General features: G+C 30.0%; 13 protein-coding genes. 1 reads left to right on the top strand and 12 read right to left on the bottom strand.

The annotated features are described in order from the left end of the window. Positions 1-6: 6 nt before the first annotated feature. The 5 genes from lgt to FG904_RS03475 are packed head-to-tail and all read right to left on the bottom strand — an operon-like array spanning position 7 to position 6,865. The gene (gene lgt, locus FG904_RS02715; protein WP_139592382.1) at positions 7-1,032 is read right to left on the bottom strand and encodes a prolipoprotein diacylglyceryl transferase; all 1,026 of its coding nucleotides are present in this window, start codon (positions 1,030-1,032) and stop codon (positions 7-9) included. A gap of 1 nt (position 1,033) precedes the next feature. Further along, positions 1,034-1,975, bottom strand: coding sequence for an HPr(Ser) kinase/phosphatase (gene hprK / locus FG904_RS02710; protein ID WP_139592381.1), 942 nt, complete (start codon positions 1,973-1,975; stop codon positions 1,034-1,036). A gap of 51 nt (positions 1,976-2,026) precedes the next feature. Then, positions 2,027-4,873, bottom strand: coding sequence for an excinuclease ABC subunit UvrA (gene uvrA, locus FG904_RS02705; protein ID WP_139592380.1), 2,847 nt, complete (start codon positions 4,871-4,873; stop codon positions 2,027-2,029). Continuing rightward, positions 4,863-5,615, bottom strand: coding sequence for a helicase-related protein (locus tag FG904_RS03480; RefSeq protein WP_338044329.1), 753 nt, complete (start codon positions 5,613-5,615; stop codon positions 4,863-4,865). Before FG904_RS03480 ends, uvrA begins: the two co-directional genes overlap by 11 nt. Before the next feature lie 26 nt (positions 5,616-5,641). Next, entirely contained in the window at positions 5,642-6,865 is a 1,224-nt protein-coding gene (locus tag FG904_RS03475) for a DEAD/DEAH box helicase family protein (RefSeq protein ID WP_338044328.1), read from the bottom strand. A 151-nt stretch (positions 6,866-7,016) separates the two neighbouring features. Here FG904_RS03475 and FG904_RS02695 point away from each other — a divergent pair, with 151 nt between their 5' ends. Further along, positions 7,017-7,898 carry an MAGa3780 family membrane protein gene (locus FG904_RS02695; RefSeq protein WP_139592379.1) on the top strand — a complete coding sequence of 294 codons (882 nt, stop codon included), beginning with the start codon at positions 7,017-7,019 and terminating at the stop codon, positions 7,896-7,898. A gap of 137 nt (positions 7,899-8,035) precedes the next feature. Here FG904_RS02695 and FG904_RS02690 read toward each other — a convergent pair whose 3' ends face one another. The 7 genes from FG904_RS02690 to FG904_RS02665 form a co-directional block, all read right to left on the bottom strand. Next, positions 8,036-11,494 carry an MGA_1079 family surface serine endopeptidase gene (locus FG904_RS02690; RefSeq protein WP_139592378.1) on the bottom strand — a complete coding sequence of 1,153 codons (3,459 nt, stop codon included), beginning with the start codon at positions 11,492-11,494 and terminating at the stop codon, positions 8,036-8,038. Then, positions 11,476-14,667 carry a GA module-containing protein gene (locus FG904_RS02685; protein ID WP_139592377.1) on the bottom strand — a complete coding sequence of 1,064 codons (3,192 nt, stop codon included), beginning with the start codon at positions 14,665-14,667 and terminating at the stop codon, positions 11,476-11,478. The genes FG904_RS02690 and FG904_RS02685 overlap by 19 nt, the downstream gene beginning before the upstream one ends. A gap of 9 nt (positions 14,668-14,676) precedes the next feature. Next, on the bottom strand, positions 14,677-15,123 hold the full coding sequence (locus FG904_RS02680) for a GAF domain-containing protein (RefSeq protein WP_139592376.1): 447 nt from the start codon (positions 15,121-15,123) through the stop codon (positions 14,677-14,679). Positions 15,124-15,183: 60 nt separating this feature from the next. Next, positions 15,184-16,356 carry a lysine--tRNA ligase gene (gene lysS, locus FG904_RS02675; RefSeq protein ID WP_476738913.1) on the bottom strand — a complete coding sequence of 391 codons (1,173 nt, stop codon included), beginning with the start codon at positions 16,354-16,356 and terminating at the stop codon, positions 15,184-15,186. After that, on the bottom strand, positions 16,356-16,652 hold the full coding sequence (locus FG904_RS03505) for a hypothetical protein (protein ID WP_476738912.1): 297 nt from the start codon (positions 16,650-16,652) through the stop codon (positions 16,356-16,358). Before FG904_RS03505 ends, lysS begins: the two co-directional genes overlap by 1 nt. A 137-nt stretch (positions 16,653-16,789) precedes the next feature. Continuing rightward, positions 16,790-17,599, bottom strand: coding sequence for an ATP-binding cassette domain-containing protein (locus tag FG904_RS02670; RefSeq protein WP_179950148.1), 810 nt, complete (start codon positions 17,597-17,599; stop codon positions 16,790-16,792). 231 nt (positions 17,600-17,830) lie between these two features. Continuing rightward, a complete protein-coding gene (locus tag FG904_RS02665; protein WP_139592374.1) occupies positions 17,831-18,619 on the bottom strand; it encodes an ABC transporter permease in 789 nt (262 codons plus the stop codon). Between the last annotated feature and the right edge of the window lie 52 nt (positions 18,620-18,671).

Raw genomic sequence — 18,671 nt, 5'->3', positions numbered from 1 at the left:
GATTCATTATTTCTTAATTAATAAAGTTTTACCTTCATAATATAGTTTAGAAACAAATTTTGATAATCTAATTGCAAGCATTTTCGGTGATGAGTTTCTAACATAATTATCGTAGTATTCTGGATCTGCATATTCATACACAAATCTATATTTTTGTCAAGTTCTGATGTATTTAAATCTTGCAAAGAATTGGAAGTAAATAAACATTAATGCACCTAACCCCATAAAGATTCATGCAACACTTGAATATAGTCCAAATGATTCTTCTCTAAGCGGTTCCATAGATGCTCTGGTTAATCCATATCAAATTAAATACATTGGACCAATTGCTCCTGGTTTGAATAATCCAAAGAAGTTAAATACTCAACATAATAAGATATATCCTGCTAAGTTTGAAAGTCCTTCATATAGGAATAATGGGTATCTATAAGCACCATTTAATCCTAAAGCATCAGTAGCGGCATCACTAATAAACATGTTATCCGCAAATGTTTTACCAAATGCAAGAGCGCTTGCTCCGCTTCAGTCAATTCTTCCATAAACTTCATGGTTAGCATAGTTTCCAAAACGTCCGACAAATTGTCCAACTAAAACGGCTGGTAAAATTATATTAAATGCTTTTCTTAAGTCAATTTTTGATCTCTGGGTTCATAAATAAAATGCATCCAAGCTACCTGCTAAAATAACACCACCTTGAATTGACATCCCACCTTCTCATATCTTATATCAGGCGGAACCTGGGAATGGATTTTCTGGATTGTATATTAATCTTTCGATAACAAATCCTAAACGACCACCAAAAATCCCTGCTGGAACTGTAATCATGATTAAAATCATTAAAACATTACTGTCTCATTTATTACGATGTCAATAAAATAAAACTGTCAAGATAGAGAAAATAAACCCAAACATAATCATCAGTGAATACAGGTGCATCTGATAGCTACCAACACTGAATAAAATTGTTGAAGTACCTTCTTTAATAGCTACATCAGGGACATAACTAGGAAATACTGGCTGACTTGTTCCCATTTTATTCCTCCTCTTGTTTCATTGCACGCTCAGTCATTAGTCTTAAAACGTCCATACCGTCCATACGTGCTAAATATGTATTAACAGCTGCTTTAATTAATGAAGCTGCTGATGAACCAGCTTTAACTGGTACTTGCATTTTTTTAATTGAACGTCCAAATACTGGATACTCCATAAAATCAGTACCTAAACGATCGAATTCAACATTGTCATCTTGTTTAACTAACTCAATAACCAGATCAATAATTGATGATTTAGCAACTGATGCCACCCCGTATAGGACTTTAATATCAACAATACCTGTACCCCTTATTTCTAGGAAGTTTCTTGTAATTTCTGGTGAACTACCAATGAAAATATCACCATTATCCCTAATTAGTACTGCATCATCACTAATTAATACCGCTCCATTTTGAACGAGTTGTAGAGCAGCTTCAGATTTACCTACACCACTTTGACCGGTGATTAAAACACCTGTACCACCAATTAGCACCAAAGTTCCATGCACTTGAGTCAATTCACCAAAGTAGTTGTTTAAGTATGAACCGATATTTGTTGAAATATATGAAGTACTTGTTTTAACTAAAGCTACAGGTACTCTGTATTTGTTTGCAACTTCTACTATTCAATTTATTGCAGGCTTATTAACTCCTTTAGACAAAATGACTAAAGGTGGTTTTTGTTTAAATACGAATTCAAGTGATGCATAAGCTTTTTCTTTACCAATGATAGAAAATCAATTAGACTCTCCTGTACCTCATGCAATAACGTTTCTGCTTAAACGATCACCATTGAAATGTTCTGCTAATTCAAGGCCTACACGTTTGATTGCAGGCTGTTTAATGTCGTTATATTCAAGTTCAGCATCATTTTTATTAATGATATTTAGGTTAAAAAAATCAATGATTTTTTTAGCATTTATTTTCTTATTTTGTCTAGACATGTTTACCTTATATTAATAATTATAAAATAATTTTTTTATCTAAAAACTGTATTATCTATTTAAAATTTTTGCTAAAAATTGACCCGTGTAACTTTCTTTAACTTTAGCAACTTCTTCTGGAGTTCCTTTAGCGACAACCTTACCACCTTTAACTCCACCGTCTGGGCCTAAATCAATGATGTAATCAGCTGATTTAATAACATCTAAATTATGTTCAATAACAACAACAGTATCGCCATTGTCAACAATTCTGTTTAGAATGGAAATTAATTTTTTTACATCGTGTGAATGAAGCCCTGTAGTAGGTTCATCAAGCACATAAACTGATTTACCTGTAGGTTTTTTACGCAAGTGAGCTGCTAATTTAATTCTTTGAGCTTCACCACCAGATAAAGTTGTTGACATCTGTCCTAATTTAATATAACCTAAACCAACATCTTTTAAAATCTGTAATGTTTCAACAATTTTATGTTGATTTTCAAAGAATTCTAGTGCTTCATCAACTGACATATCTAAAACTTGAGCAATGTTTTTGTTATGATATTTAATTTCAAGTGTTTCACGATTGTATCTTTGACCTTCACACTGGTCACAAGGTACATAAACATCAGGTAAAAAGTGCATTTCAATAACTAAATATCCATCACCACGGCACTTTTCACAACTTCCACCTTCAACATTGAAACTGAATCTGCTTTTTGTATATCCCCTAATTCTTGATTCTTCAACATTACTATAAATGTCTCTAATTAAATCAAAAACTTTAGTATATGTTGCTGGATTTGATCTTGGTGTACGCCCAATTGGTGACTGATCGACAGGATAAACTGTGTCAATATTGAAAATTCCATCAATGTTGTCAAACTTAGCTTTTTTCTTGGTTAAACCTTCTGCACGTCCTAGATAGTGAAGTAAGCTATTAACAAAAATTTCATTAACCAAAGTACTTTTACCAGAACCAGAAACTCCAGTGACACAGACAAATTTGTTTAAAGGAATAGTGATATTAACATTTTTTAAGTTATTTTCTCTTGCTCCTTTAATTGTTACAAATTTGTCATTTCCTTTTCTACGTCTTGCTGGTGTTTCAATTGTTCATTCACCTGATAAGTACTTACCAGTTATTGATTCAGGAGTATCAATTATTTCTTGTAATGAACCTGATGCAACAACGTTTCCACCATTAATTCCAGCTTCTGGACCAATATCAACGATATGATCAGCTGCAAACATTGTGTCTTCATCGTGTTCTACTACAATTAATGTGTTTCCAATATCAACCATTTGACGCAGGGTGCTAATTAATTTTAAGTTATCTTTTTGATGAAGTCCGATTGATGGTTCATCAAGCACATATAAAACACCGGTTAAATTAGAGCCTATTTGAGTCGCTAGTCTGATCCGTTGCGCTTCTCCTCCTGAAAGAGTTTCAGCACTACGGTTTAGGGTTAAATAGTCTAAACCAACATTTTTTAAGAATGATAATCTGTCAATTAACTCTTTAGTAATTAAGTTTGAAATGATTTTTTCTTGCTCATTAAATTTATCAACTAATTCAGTTATTGTGTCTAAAGCCACATCAACTGCCAATTCAGTGAATTGATAAATATTTTTATTATCAATTTTCATTGCTAAAGCATATTGATTTAAACGCGCTCCACCACAAACATGACAAGTGAATGAACCCATATATTTTTTAAGATAATCTCTTCTCATTTCAGAGCTTGTTTCATAGTATAAGCGCTCAATTTTAGATACAACTCCTTCAATTTCTTTGTATCTTCTTGTTACATTTCCACTTGCGGAAACTAAAGCAAAATCAATCTCTTCTTTTGAACCAAATTTGATGATATCTAATTGCTGTTTAGTCAGTTCATCTACTGGCACATTTTTAGGAATATCATAATATTTTAAAAGTTCATCAAACTCTTGTCATTCTAGATTAGTTGTATTAATAGTGTTTTCAAAATAAACAATTGCTCTTTCATTAATTGTTCTTCACGATTCTGGAACAATAGCATCAAAGTCAGCTTTAAATTCAACACCTAAACCTTTACAGTTACTACACATTCCGTTTGGAGCATTAAATGAAAATAAATTTGTTTCAATTTTAGGCATGTAAAAATCTTTATAAATACATCCTTGTGTTTTAGAAAAAAGCAATTCTGTATCTGTATCAACGTTTTGAACTTTTATCATACCATTGGCTTTTTCAGCAGCCACATCAATAGATTCAGCAATTAAGTTATAGTTGTTTTCATTTAAAACAATTCTATTGATAACTAAATCAATATTATGCTTATAGTTTTTCTCTAAAGTAATAGTGTCATCTAATGAATAAAAATCTCCATCAATTCTAACCCTACTATAACCTTCTTTTTTAAGCTTTTCAAGTAAGTTAGCATGTGTTCCTTTTTCATTTTCGACTAGTGGCGCATAAATAATTAATCTAGTTTGTTCAGGAAGTTCATATAACTTATTTAAAATATCTTTGTTTGTTTGAGAAGTAATTTCAATTTTGTGAGTTGGACAAAAAGCTTTTCCGACTCTAGCAAACAATAATCTTAAATAATCATAAATTTCAGTCACAGTTCCAACTGTTGACCTCGGGTTGTTGTGGACTGTTTTTTGTTCAATCGAAATTGAAGGACTTAATCCTTCAATTTTATCAACGTTAGGTTTTTTAGTTCCACCTAAAAACATGCGGGCATATGAACTTAATGAATCTACATATCTTCTTCTACCTTCTTCATAAATAGTGTTGAAGGCTAAAGAACTTTTTCCTGATCCACTAAGACCTGTAAAAACAATCAATTTATTTTTAGGTAATTCAAGATTAACATTTTTTAAATTATTTTCTCTAGCACCTTGAACAATTAACTTGTCATTATTTTTCATTATCCCCCTCCAGTTCTAAAATTAGGTCACGTAATTCAATCGCCTTTTCAAAATTTCTTTCTTTAGCAGCTTGTTCCATTTGTTTTCTTAAATCTTCTATGGTATCTTTCAGCGTCATTGTTTTGCCATCATTAGCGTGTTTACTTCTTTGTGATTTGATGATTGTTAACTCATCAAACTTAATAGCCCCACCATTGACTGTAATTCTTTCAGGAATTGCTTTAATAATTGTTTTAGGCACTATATTGTGTTCTTTATTATAAGCAAGTTGAATTTCACGCTTCATTTTATTATCGTCAAGACACTTTTGAATATTTGATGTAATTTCATCAGTGTAAAAAACAGCTTCACCATTTGCATTTCTAGCAGCCCTACCGGTAATTTGGATCAAGCTGCGAGCATCTCTAGCAAATCCTGTTCCTCCAGCATCTAAAACTAAAACTTTTGAAACTTCTGGTAAATCTATTCCTTCACGAAGCAAGTTAATTCCAATAACAACTTCATAAGTTCCTAATCTTAATCTTCTTAAAATTTCGTTACGATCAAATGTTTTGTGTTCTGAGTGAATAAAAGCAGCCTTAATCCCTTTTGAAGTTAAATGGCTTGAAACTTCTTCAGCAAGCCTTTTAGTTGTTGTTAGAACTAAAGTTCTCTCATTTCTTTTTCTTTGATCTAAAACTGTTTGATAAACATCTTGCATTTGGCCTTCTGTTGGCTTAATAGTAATAATAGGGTCAACCAAACCAGTAGGTCTAACATATAAAGGTACTATTGCATCCTTTGATAATTCTTTTTCATATTCACCAGGCGTTGCTGAAACATAAATTTTTGAAAATCAAACTCACTTTCAAATTCTTCAAATTTTAAAGGTCTATTTTCTAAAGCTGAAGGTAATCTAAAACCATATTCAACTAAAGTTGACTTTCTAGAATAATCGCCACGATACATAGCTTGTAGTTGCGGAATAAAATTGTGCGATTCATCAATAAACATTAAAGAATCTTTTGGAAAATAATCCAATAAAGTATAAGGTCTTTCACCAAAAGTTCTACCGTCAAGGTACATTGAATAATTTTCAATTCCTTTACAGAAGCCAAACTCAGACATTTCATCCATGTCGTTTTTAATTCTTTGGTTTAAACGAGTGTATTCTAAAACTTTTTCTTCTTTTTTAAATTTTGCTAGTTGTTTACTTAATTCATCTTGAATTAAAGGTAAAACTTCGTCATAAATAGAATTATCAGTTGCATAAGCATTTCCAGGTGATAATGTGTAAATTTTTGTTTTTTCAATCACATCTCTTGTAAAAGAGTCTAGAACTGCTATTTCCTCAATTTCATCACCGAAAAAACTAACGCGTACTGCTTTATCTTCCGAATCAGCTGGCCTAATAGTAATAGTGTCACCTCTGACAGTAAAAAAACCTGGTTCTATATCAACATCATTTCGTTTATATTTAATTCTAATAATTTGGGTTATAAAATCTTTAATAGGTATTTTCATCCCTTCATAGAAGCGATAAAAAGCATCTTTATAAACATCTGGGTTTAACTCACCATAAATAGCACTAACTGAAGCAACTACTATAACATCTCTTCTTGTTAAAAGTGAATTTAAGGTACTAAGTCTTAAAATTTCTATTTGCTGATTAGTTTTAGAATCCTTTTCAATATATGAATCTGTCGCTGGTTTATAAGCTTCTGGTCTGAAATAATCAAAGTAACTAATAAAGTATTCAACAGCATTATCAGGAAAAAAAGATTTAAGTTCATGATAAAGCTGACCAGCAAGTGTTTTAGTATGTGACAAAACAATTACTGGACGGTCAAAATTCTTAATAATGTTTGCAATTGTAAAGGTTTTTCCTGAACCAGTTACTCCGTGGATAACTTGGTTTTTTATACCTTTTTTAATATTTTCAGTTATTTCTTGAATTGCTTTCGGTTGATCTCCAGCTGGAGCATAGTCAGATTTTAGTTTGAATACGTTCATAATTATTTAAATTATATATTTATTATTAATATTAAAAAGTATCAAAAAGCCTTGTTTTTGTTCCATTTTTTACACTTTTTAATTTTTTGTCTAAAATTAAATAATCATTAAAACTAGTATAATTACTCCACTAAAATGTAAATTAAAAATTATGTTATCAAAACTATTTCTAAACACTAAGCACTACACTTTTAATAGCTGATCTAAACTTAGAAAAGCTACCTTATTTGCTGGTGTTGCAGTTATTTTATTAGTATTTATAACAACTGTCTGAAGATGACAAATTGTTAGTTCAGAAATGTATAACAATATTGCAAAATTAACTCTAGAAGACAAAAAGTTGTTATTAGAGAAAGGATTTACACCTAACATTTTAGCCAACTTTTGAAACGTAACTTTAACCTTTACGTGATTAAGTAATTTATTTGTAGGAATGGCACTTATTTTATTTGCTATTTATCCTAAAAACTGAATAGCTCAAAGAGCATTGTTTTTAGCAAATGTCTATATAACTATAACTTTCATTGTTTTTTGAGCTTTAATATTTCCGTTTGAAGTTACGGGTGATATTCAAAGATTTATAACAAGTTCATTAGTGCACTTTGTTAACCCTGTAATTTGTTTTGTTTTTGTTATTTTAAACAGAAAAAATATATCAGTAACTAAACTAACAATTTGATTATCAACAATTGTAATGATTACTTATTGAGCATTTGCTTTAGTTACATTTTTATCTGGAAACAAAAACGTTGAAGCCTTTAAGGTAGGGCTAGATGGTTCAATTATTAGAGACACTAAAACAGTTGAATTAGCTAAAATAAATCTATATAAAGAAATGAATTTAACTATTTACTCATTTTTAAACTTTAAACATCCTTTATTCTATAAAGGAGACAATTTAGGTTTAGTAATTGGTTTAAATATTGCTTTATTTATTGGTGGTTTCTTATTAACTCCAGGTTTAGGTTTTGCCTGAAAATATGGTTTAAAAGTTAAATATGACACTGCTACAAAACCTTGAGAAATTCAGTAATTATTAATTTAATTTGCAATATCTTTTTGTTGTTATATAAAAGGATATTGCATTTTTTAGTATAGTTAATGAAATTCAGACACTGTTTAGGTAAATCAAATGACAAAAGAAAACCAGCATTAGATGCTGGTTTTTTATTATTGTTGTTCTTCTTCAGAAGTATTGTTAATTAAATTAATAAATGTAGGTGCTGAAAACTCGTTTGGATTTGTAACTGAGTTATAGTATAAAACTCCTGCTAATGAGTTGTCATTTTTAAGTGATAATGGATCAACTCCTGGTTTATTAACTCCTCAGTAGTTAACACTACCTGTGTTATATTTTCATCCTCTTAAGTAAGTTCTAGGCGAACCTGAATTGATAATTTCAGCATATCCATTTTGACCCATTTGAAGACCTGAACCTGAATTTCCTGAGTTAAATGTTGTGGCTAAAAATCCATTTTGTGTATTTAACCCAACCCCTGTATCATCAATTCTTGCTCTGTTAATAAAGTATGATGCTTGTACTCCATAAGGAAATCCAATCATAGCTCCATTAAAGTAGTATGGAGATGAATTAGTAATACCATTGATTTTGTCATCAAGCAGTGGTAAATCAGGCATTGTTGCTAGTTTTTCATAATGTTCAGCTGTTTGGAACTTAGCCGCTCTACGAGCTTTTTTAGCTAAGTCTTTTAAGTCAATAGCTAAAACTGATGTATCAACATCAACACCATTATTTTGTCTTAATCTAACACCTTCAACATTCTTTTGGTTAACACCTGTTCAAATTGGATAAAAGTCTGCTGGTAATCTATATAGACCATTTCAGTAACCAAATCCTGCTGTAACATCATTTCCTAAATTGTCACCTGGTTTAACAATGTATTTTTCACCAGCCAATGGCTTAACATCTCCATTTCAAGCTTTTAACGCTTCCATAGAGCCAGTTACTGCTTCAACGTGATTATTTGTTCCGATTAAGAATTTATGATTGTTTGGATCTTTACTTAAACGACCTCAAATAGTACCTGAACCGAATGATAAAGCAATAGCTCTCATTCAAACATTTTGTTCCTGTTGTGTTTGGTTATTAACTGTTGATAAAGTGTTGTTATCTAACATATAACCGTTGTGTAATTCATATGAAACGTTTTGATTTGGATTATATCCAAATGCATCTTGTGCTACTTTATCGTTATACATTACATACGGTTGATTGTGACCGTTGTATAGCATATTTTTGTATAAAAATTCGTTAGTTTTACTTCCGAATTCTTCATGTTCTACATTGTTAATGTATTTTAAGGTAATTTTTGCAGCATTTTTGGCTACTAAAAACGCTTTATCTTTACTAAATTCTCCACTGTAACTACTTTCTAGCGTTGGGTTTAGTTGATATTTATATAAATCGCCGTATTTTAATTTATTTGATTTATCATCTAGATCAAATGTGAATTTAATACCATCAGCTGTTTTTGTGGCAGTGGCTGTATATGATATTGTAGGAGTTTTATATGAGCCAGAAGTATTCACCCCTTCAATTGAACCTTTGAATGTATCTGTTTGTCCTGATAAAACTTTTTCTAAATCAAAATTAAATGTTATACCTTGTTCTGTAATTCTTTTTCATGAATTTGGAAGAAGTTTGTAATATGTATACCCAAAGAACTGCATTGTTAATTTTCTGTTTGTAGTATTTTCTTTTAACACTGTTTTATTGATGTAATCATTTTTTAAAGTTCATGATAGTTGTTGAGTATTTTCATCAAAATCTCATGTAGTATCTTCTAATTTTGGTTCAATAATACGTTCACGATAAACTTTATTTCTTTCTAAATGAACTGTTTTAAGGTTTTGGTTATTAAATGTTAATTTATTAGAACCATCGAATAAAAAGTTTAAGTCAGCAGGTGCACCTGTTCCAGATTTGCTAAATCTGTATCAATTATTACCTTCGAACTTCACATTTCTACCGTCAGTATATTCTAATTGAACATAAACACCATTTGGATCTTCTGTAAAGTATTTCATTTCTTTGATTTTTAAATTATTATCTCTATTTGTGAAAGAATAATTATTATAAATTCAGAAATTTGAACTTACAAATGGTGATTGACCTTTATTTGAAAAATTAGGTTGTAATGAAGTAGAAGTTGTTTTGCCGTTTCTAATAAAGTTATCATACACTTGCTGTGCTGAATATGTTTCGATACCAAATTGATCCCCAAAGAAATCTTGAAAGTTTTGAATATTGCTTAATCCAAGTGAATTTAACATATAAGTTGGATACATGTTTAATTTGTAATCATTTACAACATTAGCAAGAGTTATTCTTCCTTGAGTGATAAATCTTGTTGTAGGAATTCTTTTGTTAATAAAACCAAGTCTAAAAGATAATCTGTCAAAAATGTTTATTCTTCAATTTGATTTTGCTTTTTGAACATCTACAAAATAAATAAATCAATCTTTAGATAATTGGTTAAGATTTGTTGTATTTTCTTGATCTCCAGGTAAAGTAAATGTTCCATCATCTGTTGGAATTGTTGGTGGCAGCGGAGCTGAATTAGCTTCATCATCATTTGTTTCAACATTTTTAAAGTTTTCATTTTGGTTATCTGCTTCTTTGGCAACTTGTCCTTTGAATCCAATCATAAAATTAATTTTCTCAAAAGCACCTTGATCTACTATATCATTTGCATCTAAAACTCTATATCAGTTAGTAAAATTCTTATTAGCTACTGCTGTTGAAACCTTTCTCGCTACAAAGTTTGTTGAATTAATAGCATTCATCTTACTTTGTTCATCAGTGCTTGGTTTAGAAAACTCTGATCCTGTGAAATCTGCTTCTGTATATCATGCTGAAGAAGGATTTTTCTTAGGAACATCAAAATAATTCATTGGTTTAAATACAGGGAAATCTACTTCTCTAGAAGTTTTTCCGACTTGTACACCATCTTTTTTAATTCCGAATCTTACTTTAGCAACTCCTGCTAGATGATCTTTGCTTGTAGTTTCATGAACATATATTTCATATGGTCCAAATTTAGGGAATTGATAAATTCTATTTAATTTCTCTACTACATCACCATAAGCTGTTTCTGTATTATGTGTAACACCTTTGGTTCTTGGTGTAGTTAAGTCTAATAAATCACCTAATTGAACACTATTAATTCTTGTATCTGCATCTCCTGTTAAACCTAAAAGTTCAGCAGCTGAAGCTAATTCATTGCTTTGAACCTTGTCTCTATTTTTTAGAAATTCATAATAGTTTTTAGGTCTTAATTGTACTTGCATCAAGTAGGTATTAGCTTGCTGAGTTACAATTATGTTGAAAGATATACTGTTTGTAGATTCGTCTTGTAAGTATCAATTTCTAACATTATTCCCAGCTCATGAATAAGCACCAATTCTTCATGTATCCACCACACCTGAACCTGAAAAACTAATATATTTTTTAAGAACATTGTTGATAGCAGTAACGCTGTTTACATTATCTGGTTTATTTGGATTTTCTGCTTTTACTTTTGCTATTTCTGCAACTACTTCAGCATCTATAGTTTCATAAATACTTGTTGAATAAACACCATTATCATTTAGTGTTGAATTATACATTGCTGAGTCTTTAAATGCTTGAGTATATTCAACATTTCATGTGTCATAGAAGTTTGTTTCTGTTTTAACTTTATTTTTGAATAGACTTTAATTGTTTTTATTGTTTGATCTTGGTATTTAATATCAACATAAATAAATGCTTTACCATTTTCAAACCCACCGTTTTGATTTGCTAATGCATAATTAAAGAATTTACCAAATTTAGTTTCTTTAGGTTGGAAGATTAAAGGCAGTTGACTAGCAACCATATCTGAAACTGTATTGGTTGCTAAATTAGTTTTATAAAAATTAAAGTAAGTATCAATATCACTCATCTCAGCTGAATTTATAGCAGTCATTACATCATTAGGGAAATTAATTTCTTTTGTAACTTCAGCTGTAATTGAAGGTTTTGATAACTTCTTAGCTAAATAAGTAACCATCAAGGTGTTTCTGTTATCTGGTTTTAGTTCAAGTTTTTTAAGTGTTAATTTAGCGTCTTCAACATTTGTTGTTGAAATAAATAAGTCAAAGTTGTATCTATTAATTGATGCTGATGTAATTTTGTTATACACATCAGCATAGTTTGTTTGTAAATTAGGATTAATTGAAGGCGCTAATGCATTATTAACCATTGTTTTAAACTTTTCGGTTTCATCGTCTTGTGGTTCTTCTTGATTTAATGCATCTGTTAGGCTTTGTTTTAGGGTATTTAATTCAGCGACTGTATCTTGAATATTATCGTCTTTAAGTTTATTTAGTTTTGAATCAACTAAATATTCATTAGCTTTATCCACCGCTGTTTTAACAGCTGTTTTTTTAGCATGTTCTTTAGATGAATTATTTTCTAAGTATGTATTTCCTTCTGTTAGTTTTGCTTTAAGTTCATTAATTGGTGTTTCAAGCGAACTTAATGAATTAACATAAGTATTAATTTCCTCAGCAGAAGTCATTGAATCAACTTTTTGTTTTAGTGTTTCTTTTAATGAATCTGATAGATAAGTTAATGCCTGGATTTTGTTTTTGTTTTCTGTTTTAGCTTGCTCTAAAGCTTTTTGTTGTGGATCTTCAGTTGGTGTTTCAACAGGCTCTGATAGTGCTAGGGCATCTATAATAGCTTGTTTTAATGTGTTTAATTCTGAAACGGTGTCATTAACATTGTTATCTTTTAATTTATTTAATTTAGATGATGATACAGACGTAATTGCATTATCAACAGCTTGTTGAACTTTTGATTTTTTATCATGAGTTTTAGACTCGTTTGTTGATAAGTATTGTTGTCCTTTTGTAATTTCTGCTTGTAATTGATCAATTGGAGCTTGTAATGAAGATAATGAATTTACAAGAGATTCAATACTTGCAAGGTTATCCAAGTTATTAATTTGATTTTTTAGTTCTGATTTTACAGTATTAGAAAGATAACTTAACTCATCAACTTTAGTGCTGTTTGATTTTTTAGCTTGTGCTAATGTTTGTTCTTTTTTAGCTTTTTCTGTTTGTGATTTTAAGTTTTCAATTATTTCTTCAATCTTTGTTTTATCACTTGCAAAATTATCTGTAGGAAGTGTTTTAAATTTGTCATTTTCAAAAACATTTGTTAATGAGTTTAATGCTTCTGATAAATAAGTTGGTTTTTCTGGAATTTCATTTGCTTTATTAATCGCATCTTTGATTTGTTCTTTTAATGAAATTAAATCTTGAACTTCGCTGTTGTAAGTGTTTTGTTGCTCTTGATTGTTAAATGCTTCTTTGAATTTGTTAACTACTTTTTCTAATGCTGAATCAACAAAAGACATTTGGTAGTGTGTTCTGATTTTTGCTTCAAATTCTTCAATTGTTGTAACTAATGCTTGTTCAAGTTTTAAAACATATTCAGCTAATTTTGAATTTGTTTTTGAAAGAGAATTGTCTTCAAGCATCTTGATTTTATTATTTTCAACAATTGTTTCTAGTTGTTGTAATGCTTGATTAACTTTATCTTTTTTAGTTGATTCTGTTTCATCTTTAGCAACTAATTCTTTAGCTTCAGTAATGTTTGTCTTAGCCATTGCTAAATTATTGTTTAAGCTTGAAATAGTTGATTTTAGTTCTAATACTGTTTCTTTATTAGCTGAATGATTTAACAAAGTAATTGTTTGTGCTTTTGCGGTTTCTGTAAACGATTGATTTAGAACTGTTTCTAGTTCTTTTTTAGCACCATTAATTGTTTCAACCAACTCATTTAAAGCGTTATAAGTGGTGGTTAAAATTTCTGTTTTTTCTACAACATTTGTAGTTGTTGCTAAAACATTGTTATTAATTAGGTCAGAAAGTTTACTGTCAGTTAATAATTCCGAAACTTGTTCTTTATCGTTTTTTAAGTTTGTTTTTTGCAAGTCGCTTAACTCTGAATTTTCAAGCAGTGTATTTGATTTATTTAATTCATCTAACAAGCTTGAAACTTTGTCAGATAAATCTTTAACTTCATCCTTGAATATTTGTATTTGATTTGCTGAGCTAATGGTATTTAATAAAGTGTTTAAAGTTGTTTTTACATTATCAGATAAAACATTTGAGTCTTTTATTTGCGCATAGGCTTCTTTTAATGCTGGTAGGTTTTGTTTTAATGAATTTAATGAAGTGGTTAAGTTTTGAATTTTGCTATCTAAATCACTTAAAATGCTTGCCACATTTTTATTTGTATCAACTAATTTACTATCAGCAATAGTTGTTTCTGCAGTTGAAACAGATGTTTTTAGATTTGTTTCTAAAACATTTTCTAATTCTGAATTTTCAACAGAAACAGGTTTTGATTGCTCTAATGTTGTTTTTAATTCATTAAATTTATCAACTAACTCAGTTAAGTTTGTTAATGTTGAATAGATTTGTTCTTCATTTTTAGCTACAGATATTTTTTCAATGAATTCTCTTTGTAATATGCTTTGAGAAATTGAGTTTTGATAACTATTTACTTTATCAATTGCAAGTTGTCTCGCTGCTTTTAGTTGTTCTTCTAATTCTTTTACATCTTTTTTGGTAGCATCTTTATCAACTGGGGCTGGTTTTGGGTTATTATTTTTTCCATCTGCAGGCTTAATTTCGGCACCATCTATTTTGTGAGTTGCATTATTACATGAAGCAGCTATAAAAACACTCGATGCTAAAGTTAATGCACCAAAAAGTGGTAAAAATCTTAATTTTGATTTAATTTTCATTGCTACTCCTTACTTAGAAAATAATTGTGTTAATTTATTTTCTAAAACTTTAACTATTTCAACTATTGTAGTTTCTAACTCTTTATCAAAACGGTTCAAAATTGGACTGTCAATATCTAAAACACCAAATAACTCATTATTAACAATTATTGGCACTACCAGTTCAGATTCGCTAGCACTATCGCAAGCGATATGGTCATCAAATTCATGTACATTTGGTACATTAGTTACTTTTCTGTTTCTAGCAGCATAACCACAAACACCACGATTGAAGTCTATGACTGTACAAGCAACTTTTCCTTGAAAAGCATGCAAATGAAGTGCGTTGTCTTCATTTACATAAAAACCTACTCAGTTTAACTGATTAATGTTTTCATTTAAATAGGCTGAAGTATTTGCTAAAATAGCATTTACTTTTGTTTCATCACTAATTAAAGCTTGATATTCTTTTATCATTTGTGCTCCTTTTACTTTGGTAAAAAATCGCCTATAAAAGACGATTTTAAGAACTATTATTTATTTTTGAATTCTACGCATTGTTGGGAATAATAAAACATCACGAATTGAATCTTTTTCACAGAACAGCATAGCTAAACGGTCAATACCGATACCACACCCACCTGCTGGTGGCATTCCATATTCTAATGCCTCAACAAAATCTCAGTCAATATCACTTGCTTCATCATTTCCATTGTTTTTTTCTTGTAGTTGGTCTTCGAAACGTTGTAGTTGGTCGATTGGATCTGAAAGCTCTGTATACATGTTTGCATATTCTTTAGTATTAATGAATAATTCAGCACGTTCAGTAAATCTTGGATCATCTTTTTTAGCAGTTAATGGAGAAATTTCAATTGGGTGACCATAAACAAACGTTGGTTGAATTAAGGTTTCTTCAATTAACTCTTCAAAAAGTTCATTAATAATGTGACCTAACTTATGGAATTTTTCAATCTTAATTCCATGCGACTTAGCAACTTCTACTGCTTTATCAAATGAAATGTTTCTAAAATCATGTCCTGTTGCTTTTGAAACAGCTTCAACCATGTCAATTCTTGCAAAAGGCTTTGTTAAATCAATTTCTTGTCCTTTGTTGATAACAACTGGTTTATTTAGTTTTTTAGCTAATTCCTTGAAAAGATTTTCTGTGTGTTGCATCATCCCTTCTAGGTTTGAATAAGCTTCATAAAACTCAATTGATGTAAATTCTGGATTGTGAGTTGTATCAATTCCTTCATTTCTGAAAATACGACCAATTTCATAAACTCTATCAATTCCACCTACAAGTAATTTTTTTAACGGAATCTCTGTTGCAATTCTTAAAACAAATTCTTGATCTAAAGCATTATGATGTGTTGTAAATGGTTTAGCACTAGCACCTGATAAATAATCATGTAAAAACGGTGTTTCAACTTCCATATATTCGTTTGAATCAAAATATGATCTAATAGCACTAATCATTTTTGTTCTAATTTTGAAAGCTTCAACAGATTCATCATTGACAATTAAATCAACATATCTGTGTCTATATCTTTCTTCAACATCAGTTAAACCATGATATTTGTCAGGAAGTGGTTTTAAAGCTTTTGTTAAAAGTTTGATCTCTTTTGCTTTAACTGAAACTGCTCCAGTTTGTGTTTTCATCACTGTTCCGGCTACATAAATAATGTCTCCTAGGTCAAATGAATCCACTATTTTAGCAACTGTTTCATCATGTTCTTTTTGTTGAAATATGCTTGAATTTTTCCTTTGTAATCTTTAAGTAAGATAAAAGGTCCTCTTTTAGTTAAAATTCTTCCTGCAATTGCAACTTCATGATTAGCTTCAGCTAATTCTTCTTTAGAAAATTGATTGTATTTAGCCTCTAAATCAACTGAATATGATAAAGATTTTAAGTCGTCAGCTTTAGCAAAAGCTTCAACATTATTTTCTTTATAAAAGTCAAGTTTCTTACGTCTAATTAGTTCTTGTTCTGAGTGATTTTCCATTATTACTCCTTAGTGTTTAAATTTTACATTATTTAAGGCGTTTTAACATAAAAACACAACATTAAAAACAACTTTTTTGACTTTATCATAAATTTACACAAAAAACTCAGAACGACTTGTTCTGAGTTTTTACAAATTTATTCTTTTCAATCGAGTTCGCTAGGGTGTTTAGGGTTTTTATTCAAAATAACATCTGAAATTCTTCCTTTTCTAACATGGATAATTTTATCGGCAATTGCTTCTATCATTGGATTGTGAGTAACCATGACAATTGTAGTTCCGTATTTTTTATTAATATCAAATAAGTAACTTAAAACAATTTCTGTTGTTTTATCATCCAAAGCCCCTGTAGGTTCATCAGCAAAAATGATTTCAGCATTTTTAGCTAATGCTCTTAAGATTGAAATTCTTTGTTGTTGTCCTCCAGACATTTGGGATGGGTATTTGTGTTTAACATCTTCCATATCAAATTCTTCAAACAATTTATTAATGTCTAATTTAAGTTCTTTTTTCTTTTGTAAGTATGAACCAGTTTCGACGTTGTCATAACCTGTTAGGTTTTGTAATAAGTTATAGTTCTGGAATATAAAGCTGATGTGATCTCTTCTAAACAAAGTTAAAGCTCAATCGCTTAAATAAGGTAAGTTATTGTCACAAACAACAACATCACCTTTTGAAGGTCTATCAAGTCCACTAATTAGATTCAATAGTGTACTTTTTCCACCTCCAGATTTACCGAAAATCATAACAAATTCACCTTTATTAATGGTTACTGATACGTTTCTTAAAACTCTTGTTACAGTGTTTCCAGATAAATAATATTTACTTACGTTTTTTACTTCTATCACTGCATTTCCAGAGTTTTTTAGGTTCTCTGAACCATCTTTAGAACGCTTTTTATTAGATGCTCTTTTCAGCTTTCTAGCAATTCTTGCATCAACATGCATTACATTTGATCCATCTTCAACATCTAAAATATCAAAAACATTTTTAGTAGTTATTTTAACATCTGAATCTTTTGAAGAAACAACAGCAGGTTCTGATGAAACTACTTCAGAAGTTAATTCTTGATTATTTAATTCTTCTTGTGCTTCTTGGACTTTTTCAACTGTGTCACTGACTAATTCAGAATTCTTAGGTTCTAAATTTCTTTATCATTGTCTAAATTAAATAACATGCTATTTTCCTTTCAATAGATCAATTGCTTTTATTTTGTTAATGCTAATTCATGAAGCAATAGAAGTTAAGAAGAACACTCCTAAAACAACACCTATTGTTGCAAAAACATTAAATGCTGTTAATGTAAGCGGTATTGCTATTGATGCCGCTGTTGTTAAGAATAAACTAAACACTGCCATCATAGCAAATGCAAGAGGTAAAGCAATCAAGATTGATAGCAAGATAAATGGAACATAAATTCCAAAGAACATCTGTGCTTTTTCACGTTTTGTATAACCTAAAATTGATCAAATTGCTATATTCTTTTCATTTTCACTAATTAAAATTGTTGAAATAATAATCAGAATTACTATAGCAACAATGAAAGTTAAAATTGTAATTAATGTCACTACAATTTGAACCGTTTTTGCCACTCCCATAGTAAAAGCAACTTCAATTTCTTTTGAATCTACTGTACTTGCAAAAGGTACATAAAGTTTATCATCAAATATTTGAGCAAATTTATTAATATTAACTTCTAGTTTTTCTTTTTCAGTTTCATAAGCTTCTTTAATATTTGTTGGAGGTGTGTTTAGATACTCCGGATTTAAGAATTGTAAAATTTGTAAATCACTATAACCTAATCTTGACATAACCCCAGGTACTGTGCTGTTTGCAACAGTATTTGTTGAACCAAATAAGGCGTCAAAGAATTCTTTTTTATTTTTTTCGTTCAAGTTTTTAACATCAAATGTTCCGGATGCAGGTCAATACCCGCTTGTTGAATATAGTCCTGCTGATGAAATCAATTGAGAAGGAGTTTTATTCTTAGATAAAATTCCATTGAATGGTTCAGAAATA

The organism is Mycoplasma nasistruthionis, assembly GCF_006228185.1.
In the GTDB taxonomy this organism is placed as follows: Bacteria; Bacillota_I; Bacilli_A; order Mycoplasmatales; family Metamycoplasmataceae; genus Mycoplasmopsis; species Mycoplasmopsis nasistruthionis.
Note: the sequence above shows the minus strand (reverse complement) of the source record. Positions and strands in the feature narration are given on the sequence as shown.